Origin of the sequence: Paenibacillus melissococcoides, from assembly GCA_944800085.1 — a bacterium.
GTDB classification, from domain to species: domain Bacteria; phylum Bacillota; class Bacilli; order Paenibacillales; family Paenibacillaceae; genus Paenibacillus_B; species Paenibacillus_B melissococcoides.
The window spans coordinates 51090-67579 of record CALYLO010000012.1 but is presented as its reverse complement, the minus strand read 5'-3'; the positions used below and the strand labels follow the sequence as shown (position 1 = coordinate 67579).

General features: G+C 52.3%; 21 protein-coding genes and 1 other RNA gene. 4 read left to right on the top strand and 18 right to left on the bottom strand.

All coding sequences use genetic code 11. From position 1 onward, the window contains the following. Positions 1-16 precede the first annotated feature (16 nt). A complete protein-coding gene (locus tag OCY70_RS29065) occupies positions 17-445 on the bottom strand; it encodes a hypothetical protein (protein ID WP_249725138.1) in 429 nt (142 codons plus the stop codon). A gap of 20 nt (positions 446-465) precedes the next feature. Beyond that, positions 466-714, bottom strand: a complete 249-nt coding sequence (locus OCY70_RS29060) for a helix-turn-helix domain-containing protein (RefSeq protein WP_213428463.1) — start codon at positions 712-714, stop codon at positions 466-468. A 101-nt stretch (positions 715-815) separates the two neighbouring features. On the opposite strand from OCY70_RS29060, the gene OCY70_RS29055 reads away from it, so the two are divergent. After that, positions 816-1130 carry a hypothetical protein gene (locus tag OCY70_RS29055; RefSeq protein ID WP_213428464.1) on the top strand — a complete coding sequence of 105 codons (315 nt, stop codon included), beginning with the start codon at positions 816-818 and terminating at the stop codon, positions 1128-1130. Here OCY70_RS29055 and OCY70_RS29050 read toward each other — a convergent pair. The 4 genes from OCY70_RS29050 to OCY70_RS29035 form a co-directional block, all read right to left on the bottom strand. Beyond that, positions 1117-1266, bottom strand: a complete 150-nt coding sequence (locus tag OCY70_RS29050) for a hypothetical protein (RefSeq protein ID WP_213428465.1) — start codon at positions 1264-1266, stop codon at positions 1117-1119. The genes OCY70_RS29055 and OCY70_RS29050 overlap by 14 nt on opposite strands. 76 nt (positions 1267-1342) lie before the next feature. Then, positions 1343-1603: a hypothetical protein gene (locus OCY70_RS29045; RefSeq protein WP_213428466.1), complete on the bottom strand. Its 261-nt coding sequence runs from the start codon at positions 1601-1603 to the stop codon at positions 1343-1345. Between the two features lie 24 nt (positions 1604-1627). Then, on the bottom strand, positions 1628-1756 hold the full coding sequence (locus tag OCY70_RS29040; RefSeq protein ID WP_261945026.1) for a hypothetical protein: 129 nt from the start codon (positions 1754-1756) through the stop codon (positions 1628-1630). Next, on the bottom strand, positions 1757-2047 hold the full coding sequence (locus OCY70_RS29035) for a helix-turn-helix domain-containing protein (protein WP_213428467.1): 291 nt from the start codon (positions 2045-2047) through the stop codon (positions 1757-1759). 165 nt (positions 2048-2212) lie between these two features. On the opposite strand from OCY70_RS29035, the gene OCY70_RS29030 reads away from it, so the two are divergent. The 3 genes from OCY70_RS29030 to OCY70_RS29020 all read left to right on the top strand — a co-directional run bounded on the left by OCY70_RS29030 (position 2213) and on the right by OCY70_RS29020 (position 4934). Further along, on the top strand, positions 2213-2569 hold the full coding sequence (locus OCY70_RS29030) for a helix-turn-helix domain-containing protein (protein ID WP_213428468.1): 357 nt from the start codon (positions 2213-2215) through the stop codon (positions 2567-2569). A gap of 71 nt (positions 2570-2640) precedes the next feature. Continuing rightward, the gene (locus tag OCY70_RS29025; RefSeq protein WP_213428469.1) at positions 2641-3480 is read left to right on the top strand and encodes an ImmA/IrrE family metallo-endopeptidase; all 840 of its coding nucleotides are present in this window, start codon (positions 2641-2643) and stop codon (positions 3478-3480) included. A gap of 23 nt (positions 3481-3503) precedes the next feature. Then, the gene (locus OCY70_RS29020; protein WP_213428470.1) at positions 3504-4934 is read left to right on the top strand and encodes a recombinase family protein; all 1431 of its coding nucleotides are present in this window, start codon (positions 3504-3506) and stop codon (positions 4932-4934) included. Between the two features lie 62 nt (positions 4935-4996). Here the strand turns inward: OCY70_RS29020 and ssrA are convergent. The 12 genes from ssrA to eno form a co-directional block, all read right to left on the bottom strand. After that, positions 4997-5361, bottom strand: a transfer-messenger RNA (tmRNA) gene (gene ssrA / locus OCY70_RS29015). Between the two features lie 217 nt (positions 5362-5578). Next, complete coding sequence (gene smpB, locus OCY70_RS29010; RefSeq protein ID WP_168180844.1) at positions 5579-6052, bottom strand: SsrA-binding protein SmpB; 474 nt, start codon at positions 6050-6052, stop codon at positions 5579-5581. Positions 6053-6278: 226 nt separating this feature from the next. Continuing rightward, positions 6279-7094, bottom strand: a complete 816-nt coding sequence (locus OCY70_RS29005; protein WP_213428471.1) for an MgtC/SapB family protein — start codon at positions 7092-7094, stop codon at positions 6279-6281. A 367-nt stretch (positions 7095-7461) separates the two neighbouring features. Further along, positions 7462-7683, bottom strand: coding sequence for a cold-shock protein (locus tag OCY70_RS29000; RefSeq protein ID WP_213428472.1), 222 nt, complete (start codon positions 7681-7683; stop codon positions 7462-7464). A gap of 79 nt (positions 7684-7762) precedes the next feature. Beyond that, positions 7763-7963, bottom strand: a complete 201-nt coding sequence (locus OCY70_RS28995; RefSeq protein WP_168180847.1) for a cold-shock protein — start codon at positions 7961-7963, stop codon at positions 7763-7765. Positions 7964-8226: 263 nt separating this feature from the next. Further along, the gene (rnr, locus tag OCY70_RS28990) at positions 8227-11133 is read right to left on the bottom strand and encodes a ribonuclease R (protein ID WP_213428473.1); all 2907 of its coding nucleotides are present in this window, start codon (positions 11131-11133) and stop codon (positions 8227-8229) included. Between the two features lie 342 nt (positions 11134-11475). Then, a complete protein-coding gene (gene secG / locus OCY70_RS28985; RefSeq protein WP_213428489.1) occupies positions 11476-11712 on the bottom strand; it encodes a preprotein translocase subunit SecG in 237 nt (78 codons plus the stop codon). Positions 11713-11888: 176 nt separating this feature from the next. Further along, on the bottom strand, positions 11889-12713 hold the full coding sequence (gene pdxK, locus OCY70_RS28980; protein WP_213428474.1) for a pyridoxine/pyridoxal/pyridoxamine kinase: 825 nt from the start codon (positions 12711-12713) through the stop codon (positions 11889-11891). Positions 12714-12856: 143 nt separating this feature from the next. Then, positions 12857-13714 carry a DUF4097 family beta strand repeat-containing protein gene (locus tag OCY70_RS28975; RefSeq protein WP_213428475.1) on the bottom strand — a complete coding sequence of 286 codons (858 nt, stop codon included), beginning with the start codon at positions 13712-13714 and terminating at the stop codon, positions 12857-12859. Then, positions 13715-14446, bottom strand: a complete 732-nt coding sequence (locus OCY70_RS28970) for a DUF1700 domain-containing protein (RefSeq protein WP_213428476.1) — start codon at positions 14444-14446, stop codon at positions 13715-13717. A gap of 50 nt (positions 14447-14496) precedes the next feature. Then, complete coding sequence (locus tag OCY70_RS28965; RefSeq protein WP_373871458.1) at positions 14497-14838, bottom strand: PadR family transcriptional regulator; 342 nt, start codon at positions 14836-14838, stop codon at positions 14497-14499. 348 nt (positions 14839-15186) lie between these two features. Then, entirely contained in the window at positions 15187-16473 is a 1287-nt protein-coding gene (gene eno, locus OCY70_RS28960) for a phosphopyruvate hydratase (RefSeq protein WP_213428478.1), read from the bottom strand. Between the last annotated feature and the right edge of the window lie 17 nt (positions 16474-16490).

The window sequence follows — 16490 nt, the reverse complement described above, 5'->3', positions numbered from 1 at the left end:
TTCCAAATAAGTCATATCAGTCATAAGCGAAACCACGTTGGACTGGTATCCGGAACCGAATCGCAATGGCTTGCATAGCAATCTTCCGGTTGTTGTCGTCCAAACAATCCATATCCGATAAATTGACCTTGTTGCGTTCGTTGAACAAATGTAACCCGAGCTTTAGCATAAATTTTTCAGATGAAGACCATGGACGGGAAGCTGTCCGAAGGCCATTAATATTGATTGATTCATTTGTGAAGTCAATGTATTTTGCGGTATAACGATTAAGCTTGTAGTGATTAATGAAAATGTGCAGCATGCTTCCCCAATACGGGTCGCGTAGGAGTGAAGCTGGCACCTTGATTCCTGGTGCAGAAGAATCTATACTGGAGACAGAAGATTTTTTTTGATTAGCGGAATGGTAGCCTGCCGGGGCTGCCATTTTTGCGTTTGCAATACTCATTGATACCCCTCCTCTTAAATTCATCCACCGATTAACGACATAACATTTTGCATGATTGACATCCCATCCATGCCACAAAAAAATGCAACAAGAACTTCCTTAGCACCAGTCACCTCAACCCAACGCAGCATAGTGGGCATATCAGGAATTTTTTTATCGTTTTCAAGTTTACTAATGCAGCTCTGTGTTCGATTTAGTCGAGCTGCCATTTCCTCTTGGCTCAGGCCAGCCCGTTCGCGGCAGGCCTGCATTATTGCACCGAATTTCATCCTGTTCACCACCTTCCTGTTATTGTCTGGAAGAAAATCCCCTCTCTCGATAGAATTAAAGTTAGTCAGACTCTTATTTCATTAAGAAAGGAGGTTCTGAATTGGATAAGGTAAAACTCGTTACTGAAACTCTTTTAGAATTAAGAGTATCGGCGAAATTAATTAAGTCCGAAGAAGATCTAAAAGCAACAATGAGAAAATACGACATGCTTTTTGTTGGAGAAAAGTTCAACACCATTTATGCTCGTGAATTGCAACATTCCCTTGAAAAAGTATTTAAAAAACGGATTTCTATGCCCGATTTATTGGCGATGATCCCAGATGTCTGTAGCTTGATCGGGATGGAAGTCGATGCAATGACATTCGTGGACGACCCTGAAAGGAAAATTGCTGATTACCAGATCACTCTCTTTTAAGTAATTCATCAGCAGTTGGGTCATCGATGGGCTCAAGTCCAAAATCAGAGCGCGCTTGGTTTATCGTTTTTTTTCCATTTTCAATCGTTTCTAGCACTACCGCCGTGATGTCGGCGGCTTTTTTTTTGGTGCTCACAAATTCCACCTACCTTTTACAACCGATTTATTCCAACTTGGAATGGTGTATGAAATGGCATTAAAGTAGTATTGAATCAAGGAGATCCACCAACTGAACCCATTCCCTTATCGCTGGTGCTGATTCCGCACCGGCTATTTTTTTCAATGAATTTCTGAGCGTCTCTTTTAAGAGACATCAATTCTCTGTATGGGATGGCTTCCGGGTTTTTCGCATGCCCGTGTTGAAGCGTTTCGTGTACAGCTTGATCCAAATCAATACCTTTGCACTTAACACGGGCAACAACCAGACAAATGCATGCTTTACGCGAATCCTTCTTGCTCCATGAAAACTGCATAGATTCACCACCCTGCTTGGGCTATCAGGCTGATTTACCGCTTTGTTGCTCTTTCTTTTGTTTGATTTCGCGGCATACTTTTTCTAACAACTCGCGGTCAAAGACTCCGGTATCAACGATGATTTTTTTAGATTGAACATCAGTATCTTTCAATCAGCTTACCTCCTTACGCTGGAGTGTTTTATCATGGCTTCCATTTGCTAAATCAGCAAAATCATTCTCAAAAAAATTTTCGATTTTGCAATTCAACATACTTGCTAAAACAGGCAATTGATTTGCCTTGAACAAATAGGTTCCTTCTTCGTACTTCATGTACGTCGATGCATTTTTGAACCCAAATGCGATAGCCATTTCCTGCAAGGATAAATTCAAATCATTTCGGCGAGACTTAATAAACAACAAATTGAATTTCTTTGTATTTATCACCTTAGATTGACCCTTCATCCTGCACCTCCTGTCTTTGCTGAATTAGCAACCTTATGACACTAATATACTTTTCTATTTCAGCAAAGTCAATATATATTTTGCTATTTTAGAAAATATACTTTTTCTATTATAGAAAAATGATAAAATATTATTGCTGTAATGGAAATAAAGGTGGTGAACTCGTTGGGCGTTGGCGATCGAATAAAGAAACAGCGAGAAAAAATGGGCCTGACTCAGATGGAGTTGGCAGATAGATTAGGAATCAATAATAGCGTCTTATCACGCATCGAAGCTGGAAAGCGTGGAGTAGACGACAACGAACTCCTATTATTTGCAGACTTCTTCGATGTCGATTCCGATTATCTACTTGGTCGCACTAACAAGCTACGACATGAAATCAACATGTCTTTTTTCGGTGGACCTGACCAGTACACCCCTGATGAAATCGAAGAAATGGAAGCTGCGCTCATACGATATCGCAAAATGAAAGAACGGGCCCGCGAAGAGGCCGCAAGAGAAACAAAGAAGAAGACGGATTAAAAGACCCAAGCCAGAAATGGCTTTTCTTTTTAGCAAAAAAACAGAACATACATTCCCATTGGAGGGCATCTATGTTTAGACACTACTTCGAAACTCCCTTAGAACAATGGATTAGAAATAAATACATACGACACCGAATCCTGTTACCAACGGATTTAGATATCGAGCACATTGCTCAAACATTCGGAATAGACCTGATCTTCGAAGCTTGTCCTCCATTTTCCGACACCGAGGAGGCAGTAATATTCCTGGATAAGCGGTCTGATGAACTGACGAGAAGAACAGTTTTTTTTCACGAGCTCTGTCATGTGCTACGGCATTCAGGGGATCAGCGGAGGATGCCGCGAATGTTTAGGGAAGCGCAAGAAGCTGATGCAGACGCATTTTTGCTCTATGCGGCAATTCCTTATTACATGCTCAAATCATTGGAGCTACCAGGAACGCGAAGTGAAATCACGGAGTTTATCGCAATGACATTCCAAGTTACACCGACTCTTGCTGCACAAAGGCTTAATCAAATCATGAGAAGGGAGTATAACGGTATGTTTTTAAAAACAGCAGTGGGACAGTCGTTCTCAACTTATGCGGATTACGCCAAGGTGCTGGAGCCACAGGTAAAAAACAAGGTCTATTCTTTTTGCGATCCGACAATGGATACCCCTACACAGTTAATTGTTCACGTCGCAGGCGAGGACTGGCAAAAAGAAGAGATGCGAATCCCTTTATCCACAGACTATCCACAAACTGATAATGCTGATCATCTCAGCGCATCTCCCGTGAGTCCATTAGAATTCGTGTGCCGTGATGGACATATCATACTCAAGCTTAGGCGACTTGCTGCAAGGTATGGGGCTGCCCCCCGCAACCTAGTATTGCAGTTTAACGACATTAACGATTCGTTGGATTTCTGAAATTAACAATGTGGGGTGAGCTTATGAAAGCTGCAATTTATACACGCGTCAGCTCGGATCGTCAGGTTGAAGAGGGTTTTTCGCTCGAGGCGCAACATGATATTTTGATGGAGCTGCTGGAGAAGAAGGGGCTTGAATTATATCGTGTATATTCCGATCCTGGCATTAGTGCCAAGACAATAAAAAAGCGCCCAGGCATAAAGGCGCTAATTGCAGATATGAAGGCCGGGCGCTTCGATGCTATTCTGATCCACAAGCTCGATCGCCTGAGCCGAAATCTGGGGGACATCTATCAATTTATCGAATTGATAAATAAGCTAAACAAGCGCTTGATTATCGCATCGCTCGGCAGTGATGAAGTGGATACGAACTCCCCGATGGGCAAGGCGTTCCTGCTTTTTAACGGCATCTTTGCCGAAATATATCTAGATAATCTGAGAGAAGAAACACTAAAAGGGCTGGTCAAAAAAATTAGCAAAGGCGGCCGGCACATGTCCAGGCCTCCGCTTGGATATGACAGGGATGACGATGGGGACCTAACCCTAAACGATGCGGAGGCTGAGTTGGTGAAGGAAGTATACCGGCTCTATCTGTCTGGCAAGGGAGTCAACGCAATCGCGAAAACGATGAATGAGCACAGCAGGGGGAAAGAAGGCGGTGTATGGGATAGCAAGTATGTGCGCATGGTGTTAACAAACTATACCTATATAGGAAAAAACCACTTTAAACCAGAAGATTGGCCAGAAGAACAGCGAATCATAGTCAATGGCGACCATGACCCCATCGTATCTGAAACTGATTTTTACAAAGTCCGTAAGATGATGGAGCGTAAGGCTGACGGGTATATGAGCAAGACAAGCCATGAATATCCGTTTGGCGGAATCTTGCGGTGCGGCTGTTGTGGGGCCACTTACATCGGGTACTCGTCCACCCATAAAGTGAAAGACGGGACTCGTACTTATAAAAGCTACAGATGCCGAAATAACTATGCAAATAATACATGCGACTCTCCGGCAATATCTGAACGTTTATTGGTGGAGCTCATTTTCAAGAATTTAGTTATTACCAGTAATAAGATTCGTGAAAAGGACAGCAAGCAAGCGAGGAAAGACATCCGTCGTCTCCAACGTGAAATCGAAATAAGTAAAAAACGCCGTAAAAATTGGAGAATAGCTGTTGGTGACGGGACTTTTACCGCTGAAGAATATGCTGAACTGATTGAGGAAGAAGATCGGCGGATGAAGGCAATATATGCTGAATACCAAGAATATGACGATCCATACGTCAATGACCTGTCAATCGATGAAATCAAAAATGCCATGCTGAACTTAAAAGATAACTGGAACTACCTCGAAGCAGAAACACAAAAGCAGCTCATTCAATCGATGTTCCGGCAAATTATCATAAAAAAAGAGTCAAGCACGTGGAATATCATTCAGATACTCACGGCTTGACTCTCTTCCCCGGTCTCGTCCAAGACGCCTCCAACAATGTACTTAGCATTTTAAGTACACTCTTGGAGGCGAGGGGATTCGAACCCCTGTCCGAAGATAACGCCACACAGGCTTCTACGGGTGTAGTCACAGTTTTGATGTCACCTGCGGGAACGCCCTGTAACCGGCTTTCTCACAGGTCAGCCTGATTGTCTTCTTCCGTTAGCCCCAGGCGGAGACTACGCGGCGTATCCCACTGAAGTTGAGCCCCTATCCCGGCACATGGGCGATGCAGGGTAGAAGCACGCTAGCAGGTTATTAAGCTGCCAATGCGTAAGAAGTTTGTTGTTTGCCGTTTAAATTTGGCGTTAGCGTTGTTGAAGCGGACGCGTCCCCACTACCCGCTACCCATGCTCGAACTATCCCCGTCGAATCCAAGAACGCCCCCATAATCGAAGCGAAGCGGATGAGGCTTCACCCCAAGGGGTAGTCCGTCTCGGATTAAGATGTCGAGACATCGGTGCATTGCATGCCATCGCCCGGCCAGCTCCACCTGAAGCCTATACGGCCGATATATCTAGTATACCATAAATCAGGCCATAATGTGTATTCACTTCTTGCCAAGGAGGGAGAAGACTGGATAGTGTCCGTCCCGCCGACACCGCTCAATACTTCTGCTTCTCCCGCAGGGCCCGCTGAATCTCGCGCTGCGCATCGCGCTTGGCGGCCGCTTCGCGCTTATCGTAATTCTTCTTCCCGCGTCCCAGACCAATCAGCAGCTTCGCATACCCGTTGCGCACGTAGATCTTAAGCGGCACCAGCGTATAGCCTTCCTGCTTCGTCAAGCCGATCAGCTTGCTGATCTGCTCCTTATGAAGCAGCAGCTTGCGCGCCCGGGTCGGATCCGTCGGATTGAACCGGTTGCCCTGCTCGAACGGGCTGATGTGCATATTGTGCACGAATACTTCGCCGTTCCGAATCGTCGCGAACGCATCCGCGATGTTTGCCTTGCCCAGCCGGAGCGACTTGATCTCGGTTCCCGTGAGTACCATGCCGGCCTCATAGGTGTCCTCAATGAAATAATCATGGGACGCCTTTTTATTTTGAGCCAATACCTTGCCATCGGTCTTTTTCCCCATGATCGACGACCTCCAACGCACAACAGTAATGAGTGCCAATCCTGATTCCCGCACGGCCGCACCCATTCGGGAAGGCGTAGATACCGGCAAGACAGCAATCGGACTAGACTTATATTGTATCAAAAAAGCCCCATCCGACTCAAGCCGATACCGCGGCCATTTCCGAACTTCCCCACTCCCAAACAGATGAACAATGAATCACCCTGTACAAACCGAAACAAACACCTCAGGACACAAGCCGCACATCCCGAACGCCTTCCTTCGCGAGAAGCAGCTCGGAGCACGCGGCGATCGACTTCATGTCCTCGGCCAAGACCTTCAGCTCGATGCGCATATAGCGGCCCGAACCGGGCCCCCCATCCGCAGGCTCTTGATCCTCCTCATTTCGCCCTTCCGCATCATCAGGCTCTTCGGAAGCGCTCGCTTCTTCCCGCTCAGACTGTAGCCATCGGGTCCACCTCTTGCTCCGTGCACCGGACACGGCGTGGATGCGGAAGCTGCGCACCGACATGCCCTGGGCCTCGACTTCCTTCGTCATCGCGGTGAGCCAGCCTTCCCGTTCGTCCGCGATAATCTCCAACAGATGAAGACGGTGGGCGACCCGATTTTTGATATCATACTGATTCAATACCCACAGCGCGACCAGCGATAACCCGCAGCCAAGCAGCGCCGCCGTAATAAAGCCCGAACCGCAGGCGAGCCCGATCGCCGCCGACACCCACAGCGAAGCGGCCGTCGTCAGCCCTTTCACGCTCGTGCCATTGCGAATAATCGTGCCCGCACCGAGGAACCCGACACCGCTGACCACCTGGGCTGCAATCCGGGCCACATCGACCTGCGCCTTGTCCCGCCCGTCGAGAACGGGAAATCCGTACACCGAGATCAGCATGACAAGCGCCGACCCGAGACTAACCAGCATATGCGTGCGCAGGCCGGCGGCCTGGCTTCGCTTCTCCCGCTCCAACCCGATGAAGCCGCCCAGGACGACGGCCAGCACCATGCGAAGCACCACATCAACCAGAGAAATATCCGCAGGAGTCATCTGCCATCACCTTGCCCTTCCTCTCCCAACAATATGTATATTATACCATATGTATGCTGGTGAATTAGAACCGTTTTTATCGCGCGGAAGCGTGGGCCTGCCTCATTAGAATGCCCAATACCGAACCATCTCATGGCTTCTTGGCGAACAGACAATTCAAGCCACACAGGCGCATGGAGAGAACCAATAGCGGAGCAAGAGTCCTTCAACCCAACACAGCAAGGGCCAACCGCATAAGCGGAAGGCCCTCGCATACAACCTGCAACTGCATGGATTTCCGATTCATCAACAAAGGAACCATCCCCTGCTGTACAAGAAGCCCACCGTCAGTCAGCTCCTTGATAGGACAGAGGAGGATAGCGTCCGGCTATTCGTCCGACCTCTTGGCTTTCGAATCGCCGTTCGTATTGACAAGCAAAGGCAGCATTTTCATATCACGCGCCATGGCAGAGGAGCACATCGGACAAGTCGGCTCCAGTTCGAAAGCAAAATTGTCCCGCATCCAGCCGTTGCAGTCCTCATTCGTGCACGACCAGATGGGCGTGTTCTCCACCGGAATTTCCTCTACTGGCTTCTTGCGATAATTCATATTGATACCCCTCCTTTTGATAATCGGACCAAAAGAAAGAACTGCCCCTCACGTACGTTCAGAGCAGCCCGGCGTTTACTTACAGCTTGGTTACATTTTCAGCTTGTGGTCCGCGGTTGCCTTGTACCACATCGAATTGGACGCGTTGGCCTTCGTCCAGGGACTTGAAGCCTTCACCATTGATTGCGCTGAAGTGTACGAATACGTCGCTGCCGCCTTCGACTTCGATGAAACCGAAGCCTTTTTCTGCGTTAAACCATTTTACTGTACCTGTTTGCATGGATAAACAAACCTCCAAAAATTAAATGAATATGATCCATTTTTTACATCAGATATAAAAAAATTCACATATTGAAAAAAGTTCCATTGTGTAAAATGATACCCTTTTCAATATGTTAATAGCGGTTCAAATTTAACAACAATGTAAGTATAACATATTCAATTATAAATAGCAAATGAATTTAGAAAACTTTTTCAGTTGAAGGGGAATTTGGATGCTCGGCCGAAGGAGCGGCCCCGAAGGGCCGCCTGGCTGTCTATTCCTTACCGCTTCTTGCGCACGAACTTGGCGGTCTGGCTGCTTGCCTTCCGCTTCTTGCGTGCGGCCTGGCACGCTTGCTTCCGCGCCCGGGCGGCCGGCTCGCCGATGAAAATGCCGCTCTCGGACGTGCTCTTGCGGCCCTTCTTGCCGCCGCCGTTCGGCGCGGCGCTGCTGCGCCGGCCATATCCGCCGCGTCCGGAACCGAAGTCGAAGCGGCGCTGCGTCTCCTTCGCCTCCGCCTCGGCCCGTTCAATCAGGTCATCGACCCAGTTCTCGCCGTCGGACTTCGAACCGGCCTTCTCCGCCTTGCCGCCGCCTTGGCCCAGGTGAATGCCGCCCTTGCCGCGGGCCCGCTTGCCCGAGCTGCGCTCATACGGATTCGCCTGCGGCTCGTTCCCGCGCCGGCCGCGGCCTCGCCGGCCCTGCCGCTCGCGGAACTCGGCCTGATTGTACCATTCCCCGCCGTCGAACGACTCGGCCAATTCCGCCGCGCTCGCTTCCGTGTCCGCTCCCGGCGAATCCGCCGGTTGCGCCCCGGCGCTCGCCCCGCTGCCGCGCCATGGCTGCGGCGCAGCCTCCGCGCGCGCGCCCGGGCCGCCCTGACGCCCGCGGCGCCCATTGCCGCCGCCGCGCTCCTCGCCCCGGGCGGCGCGCTTCCCGCCGCGCTCGCGGCCCGCGCCGCGGCCGCCGCTGCGCTCGGCGCCTTTGCCCCCGCGGCTGCGCTTGCGCAGGTCCAACCCGAACTCGCGCGCATCCCGGTCGCTATACCGCGGCGCGCTGCTCACGAGTTCAAAATCAATCGTGTAGTCCTCCAGATTGACCCGGCCTACCCGGATGCGCACCTCGTCGCCAATGCGGAAAATGTTCGACGTGCGCTCCCCGACCAGCAGCATATGCTGCTCGTGGAAATGATAATAATCATCCGTCAGACCGCTAAGCCGGATTAGGCCTTCCACCGTATTGTCCAGCTCGACGAACATGCCGAAGCTCGTCACGCTGCTGATGATGCCGTCGAATTCCTCCCCGATTTTGTCGAGCATGAACTCGGCCTTCTTGAGCGCCTCCGTATCCCGCTCGGCGTCGACGGCCACCCGTTCGCGCGCCGATGACTGCTGCGCAATGTCGGGCATACGCGTCTCCAAATATTCATGGCGCTTCTCCGGCAGCGTTCCGCCGTTCTGGATCACCTCGCGGATGATGCGGTGAATGACAAGATCGGGATAGCGCCGGATCGGCGACGTGAAGTGCGTATAGAACTCGGCAGCCAGTCCGAAGTGGCCGGTGCTCTCCGCATCATACTTCGCCTGCTTCATCGACCGCAGCATCATCGTGCTGATCACCGTCTGCTCGCGCGTGCCTTCGATCTCCTCCAGCAGCGTCTGCAGCGAGCGCGGATGGACCGAATTGCCCTTGCCGCGCACGACATAACCGAAGTTGGCCGCGAACGTCATGAAGTGGAACAGCTTCTCCGCGTTCGGCTCCTCGTGAATCCGGTACAGGAACGGCACGCGCAGCCAATGGAAATGCTCCGCCACCGTCTCATTGGCCGCCAGCATGAATTCCTCGATAATCTGCTCCGCGATCGAGCGCTCCCGCTTCACGATATCGACAGGCTTGCCCTGCTCATCCACGATCACCTTCGACTCCTCGAAGTCGAAATCAATCGCCCCGCGCTGCATGCGCCGCTTCCGCAGCTTCAGCGCCAGCTCCTTCATGAGCAGGAAGAAGTTCTCCAGCTCCGCATAGCGCGCGGTGACCTCGGGATCCTCGCCTTCGACGATTTTGCGCACATTCGTATACGTCATCCGCTCCACCGTGCGGATCACGCTCGGGAAAATATCATGGCGAACCGGCTTCATCTTCTCGTCGAACTCCATCACGCAGGACAGCGTCAACCGATCGACATGCGGATGAAGCGAGCAGATGCCGTTCGACAGCCGATGCGGCAGCATCGGAATGACCCGGTCCACCAGATAAACGCTGCAGCCGCGCGCATACGCTTCCCGGTCCAGCTCCGAGCCTTCCGGCACATAATAGCCGACATCGGCAATGTGAACCCCGAGCTCATAATGGCCGTTCGGCAGCTTCACCACATGGACGGCATCGTCGAGATCCTTCGCGTCCTCCCCGTCGATCGTCACGATGGTCATGCCGCGCAGATCCCGGCGTCCCTGGCTGACGATCTCCTCTTCGCTAATCGCATCCGGCACCGCCTCCGCTTCCGCCATCACCTCGGCGGGGAAAGCCTCCGGAAGCTGATGCTTGCGAATAATCGACAAAATATCGACGCCCGGATCATCCTTATGCCCGAGCACCTCGATCACTTCGCCCTGCGCCGCCGCCCGGCCTTCCGGATAGACGATGATGCGAACGACGACCTTCTGTCCCGTAACCGCGCCGTGCATATGCTCGCGCGCGACGAAAATATCCCGGTTAATCCGCTTGTCATCCGGGATAACGAAGCCGTACGATTCATGATTTTCAAAAAGGCCGACAATCTGCTCCAGCGCACGCTTGACGACACGCACGACCTCGCCTTCCATCCGCGTTCCGTCCATTCCCTTGCTGGTGATGCGGACGAGCACGATATCGCCGTGCATCGCCGTCTTCATATCGTTGGCATGAATGTATACATCGGGATGTCCCGTTTCATCCGGTATCAGAAATCCAAACCCCTTCGCATGCGCCTGCAGCCGGCCGCGCAGCAGATTCATTCGCTCGGGGACGCCGTAACAATCCGAGCGGGTACGGAGAATCTGTCCTTCTTCCTCCAGCCGCGTAAGCAGTACGAGAAATGCTTTGAAGTCGGCAGCATCCTGAAGATCGAAATGCTGCTCCAGCTCGTGATAGGTCATCGGCTTATAAGCGGTTTCGCGCATAAAATCCAACAACTGTTGTTCCGTTATCATGTCCTCACCTCACACCTCGCCATGACCTTGCTTGTAACAGTATACCAATATATACCCACGTATACACGTAATAAAGTGCGAAAACATCAGCGGTCGCGGCGTCCCATCCATTCGGTTGCTATTAGCAGATTCAAGTGCGCCCCCACCGGTTACAGATGCAGGCTCAGTACCCAGTCTTCCCGGAGCGGCGGAAATCGTGCCATGCAGTTTTTGCCGTTCCGCCCCCCATCTATCCGCCCGGCCAGCGCATAACGCAGTCTCCGCTTAACCCGCTCCCCCTGCAGACCGGCATGCACACAGCAAAAAAAGCGGAGACCTTACGTCCCCGCTTGCTCATTCTCATTATTTCGTTCCCAAATAAGCGACAATCATCGATACAATCATAAAGCCTGCAGCCGTTACGATGGTTGCACGCTGCATGAAGAGCTCCAAACCACGCGCCTTTTGCTTTCCGAAGAGATGTTCCGCACCGCCGGAGATGGCGCCTGACAGGCCGGCACTTTTCCCTTTTTGCAGCAGGACTATGCCAATCAATCCGATTGAAAAAATGACGAGCAATATTTTCAAGAAAACTTCCACAACTTCCACCTCCAATGCGCTAACACCTTCGAAAACGTTCAACTGCATGAAAACAGCAATATTATTGTAGCACAGGACGATCCATTAGGCAAGGACCTCGCCCGGCTGCCAATAAAAAGTTAAATTCGCCTTCCCGAAAGCTTGCCCCGCTTCCGGGTGCCCGCGGTCAGGTTCCCTTACTCCTCTTCCCCGTGCTCAACCTGGCGCAGCGCATTATGCCGAACCGGACCGACATACTGGTTCAGGCGGAACGAGTGGCGAATCGCTTCCGTAATGAACCGTTTCGCCGCATGGACGCTGTCGCGAACGGAATGACCCTTCGCCAGCTCGGCGGCGATTGCGGCCGAATACGTACAGCCCGCGCCATGCGTGAAGGTAGTGTCGATGACTTCCGCCTCCAGCAGCTCGAAGTCCGTGCCGTCATAGAGCACATCGACCGAGGTCGGCAGGCCGATCTTGGAGCCGCCCTTCACAAGCACGTACTTGGCGCCCTTCTCATGGATCAGCGCGGCCGCCTGCTTCATCTCGTCCAGCGTACGGATCGGTGCCATGCCCGCCAATTGCGAGGCTTCGAACAGATTCGGCGTAACGACGGTCGCCTTCGGCACCAGAATGTCGCGCAGCGCGTCATTCGTCTCCGGATGAAGAGCTTCATCCGCTCCTTTGCAGACCATGACCGGATCTACGACAACGTTCGGAATGTGATGCTTCTCCATCGTCCGCGCGGCCAATTCAATGATATCAATCGAGCCCAGCATTCCCGTCTTCATGCCTTGAATGCCTACGCTCAGAATCGTCTTCAACTGCTCTTCTATCGTGGATAGCTCGATCGGGAAGACGCGGTGCGCCCAGGAATCGTCCGGGTCCATCGTAACAATCGTCGTTATCGCGGTCATGCCGTATACGCCGCGCTCCTGGAACGTCTTCAAATCGGCCTGAATGCCTGCGCCTCCGCTCGAATCAGAGCCTGCCAATGTGAGTACTTTCTGAATCGGTTTCATCGTATTGCCCCTTTTCATGCCGCAAAGCAAAATGAATTCATTATAGAGGTTGTTCAAAAAATCGTCTTTTAACCGCATCCGGCCGCCGACGCCTTGAACATTCGCTTATAACCGATTATAATCACATCTCTCCAGATCACAAGCTATTTTTCGACAATGGTAATCTCCCCAAGATCCGTTCGGGCCCGAATCACCATATCGCTTTTCATTTTCGAATCCGGCGCGTCGATATCCCCCAGATTCGTACGCAGATCATAAATGCCTTCGAACTTCGGCGATACCGAGATTTTGATGCTGCCGAGATTGCTGCTGGCCTTGATCGGGTGCGGTTCCTTCTGATCGATGACGACATTGCCCGCATCCGCCTTGGCCGTGACGGATTGGGTCGTATGCAGCAGCTTGACCTGGCCGAGAGAGGAGCTGGCCTCGATCACCGCATCCACGTCCTCCGCCAGCACCGTGCCGGCATCCGAGGACAGCTTCGCTCGGTTCCCCTGCAGCTGCTTCACAATCACTTCCCCGAGATTGCTGCTCGCCTCCAGTTCATCCACCCGGCCGCCGGTAATCTTAAATGTTCCCATGGCCAAATCGGCCTTCAGACGCTCCAGGGCCTGTGTCTCCGTCGCATGTATCGTGATTTCATGGTTTTGATTTTGGGTGTTGACGCCGATCAGCCGAATCCATTGCTCCGGCTCCTTGGTTCGATAGTCGAGCACCAGCGTTCCATTGCTCACCTTCGCCTCGCTCAGGTTGGATATCACCTTATCCGGAGCCTGCCCGTTGATCTCGATCTTGTTCCCCCCGTCGAACACCCAATTGACCTCAATATCGCCGCGGTCTCCTTGCAGCTCGACCCGCTTCAAATCGGTTCCGGCCTCGATCGTATATTCATAATGCGGGAGCTGAGAAGTGGTCAGCGTCTCGGTCCCGAATGTAAAGAGACCTAATATTCCGGCGGCAATGCAGCCGATTCCGACCATGTTCACAATGGTCTTATTCATCTATCTTCTCTCCCTTCCTGCAACCCATTGGAAATAAATGCGATTCAGGCGGCCATAGGCGCGGAACAAAAGACCGATGCCCTGAATCATGAAAATGCCGATACCGAACATGATGAACATGACTGACATTTCCGCTCCATAGAACGCTCCTCCGAAGGCCAGCTTCAACAGGTACAGCAGCGGTCCAATCAACAGGACGAATGCGACGCAAGCCAGGGCCACGCATAATCCCCACCCGGCGATAACCAGCGGCACGGCGAAAAAACAAGAGAAGATAGCGGCGATGATGCGGATCGCGCTTCTCGATGGAGGGCCGTACCCGTCCCTGTAAGGCATATCATACATCGGCGGCGGCATAGGCGGCGCTCCGTACGATGCTCCGTGCGGCGCTCCGTACGACGTTCCGTGCGGCACACCGTGTGGAGTACCGTGCGGGCCATAGCTTGGCCCCTGCATGTCCGGTCCCCGGTCCATATCTGGCCGGTAGAAATCCGAAGGCTGGTCTGCCCGCCCTTTGTCCCCGCCGAAAGCTCCCTCATCCCGGGCCCCGAGCAGCTCGACCGCCAGCTCCTCCGGATCGCCAAGCTCCCTCGCAATCTCCTCTTCCGTCCGCCCTTGCTGCTCGCCGAATGCGAAATGGGCGCTATATTCCGCTAAAATCTCGTCTCTATCTTCAGCCGGGAGCGACATTAATCCATACTTCAGCTTTAATAAAAAATACTCTTTATGCAATCTTTCTCACCCCTGCAATCGAATGTTCTCTCTTACTTAGACCGAATAAATCAGTCGTGCCCTTCCGCCTCCGCGCGAACGGCCTCACCATGGTCTTCATAATCCGCCTTCTGGTCTTCATCGGCCGTCGTCTCCAGCAGCCTCTGAACGCCGTCTACGAACTTCTCCCATTCGCTGACCAGCTCCATCATGTATGCCTTGCCGGCAGGGGTCAGCTTATAATATTTGCGCGGCGGTCCTTCCGTGGACTCCTGTAAATAAGTCGTGCAGTGCCCATCCGCGACCATGCGGCGAAGTACGGGGTAGAGCGCCCCTTCCGCCACCTCCACATGCTTCGATATTTGCTGCGCCAGCTCGAAGCCGTACCGATCGCGTTGATTGATCAGCACCATCACGCACAAGCCGAGCACGCCTTTTTTGAACTGAATGATTTCCTTCAATATCGTCACCTGCCTTCATATCGCAATGCTCTGCAATACTATATGTTATAATCAACACTCAGTATTGTTTATTGAATAGTAGCTGATATACATCATATCCACACCGCAACCCTCATCGCAAGAGGCAAATGGAAAAACTAGCCTCAGATCCAGCATATGCCTGAACTTTGGATTTAGGACAACTTTAGAACACCGCCTAACATTTCGATCGGACATCCTGCTCTTCATGCACAACAAAAAACCGGACCCCCTCAGGAGTCCGGCTTTGCTTAGACGTACCGCTTGCTTGATCGGCTTGTCTTATTTCTTCAGGTTGTAGAACGACTTCAGTCCATCGTAGCGTGCAGTTGTGCCCAGGTTGTCCTCGATGCGGAGCAATTGGTTGTACTTCGCTACGCGATCCGTACGGGAAGGTGCGCCCGTTTTGATTTGACCCGCATTCGTTGCCACGGCGATGTCAGCAATCGTGCTGTCTTCGGACTCGCCGGAACGGTGGGAGATAACCGCCGTGTAGCCTGCGCGCTTCGCCATTTCGATCGCGTCGAACGTTTCGGTCAGCGTACCGATTTGGTTCACTTTGATCAAGATGGAGTTGCCGATGCCTTTTTCGATACCGGTAGCCAGACGCTCGGTGTTCGTGACGAACAAGTCGTCGCCCACGAGCTGCACTTTGCCGCCCAGCTTGTCAGTGAGCAATTTCCAGCCATCCCAATCGTCTTCGGCGCAGCCGTCTTCGATCGTGATGATTGGATATTTCTCTACCCAAGATGCGAGCAAGTCTACGAACTCGGCGGAAGTGAAGGATTTTCCTTCGCCTTCCAGCGTATATTTGCCGTCTTTGTAAAACTCGGTGGAAGCGACGTCCATGCCGAGGAATACGTCTTGGCCTGGCTTGTAGCCTGCTTTTTCGATCGCTTCGATGATCGTCGTGATCGCTTCTTCGTTGGAGCTCAGGTTCGGAGCGAAGCCGCCTTCGTCGCCTACCGCCGTGTTCAGACCTTTGGATTTCAAGACCGATTTCAGGTTATGGAAAATTTCCGCACCCATGCGAAGCGCTTCTTTGAAGTTCGGAGCGCCTACAGGCAGAACCATGAACTCTTGCACGTCGACGTTGTTGTCCGCATGCGCGCCGCCGTTCACGATGTTCATCATCGGCACAGGCAGCTGCTTCGCATTGAATCCGCCCAGGTACGTGTAGAGAGGCATGTCAAGCGCATGCGCCGCTGCGCGGGCTACCGCCATCGATACCGCCAGGATGGCGTTCGCGCCCAGCTTGCCTTTGTTCGGCGTGCCGTCCAATTCGATCATGGTGCGGTCGATCAGGACTTGATCGAGCGCGTCCATGCCGATAATTTCAGGAGCGATAATTTCGTTCACGTTTTTCACGGCGTTTTCTACGCCTTTGCCGAGGTAACGGCCTTTGTCGCCGTCGCGAAGCTCAACCGCTTCATGCGCGCCTGTCGATGCGCCGGATGGCACGATCGCATGGCCGAAGCCGCCGGACTCAAGCTTTACTTCGACTTCTACTGTAGGGTTGCCGCGGGAATCAAGCACTTCGCGTGCGTATACGTCCATAATCATCGTCATGGGATACATCTCCTTTG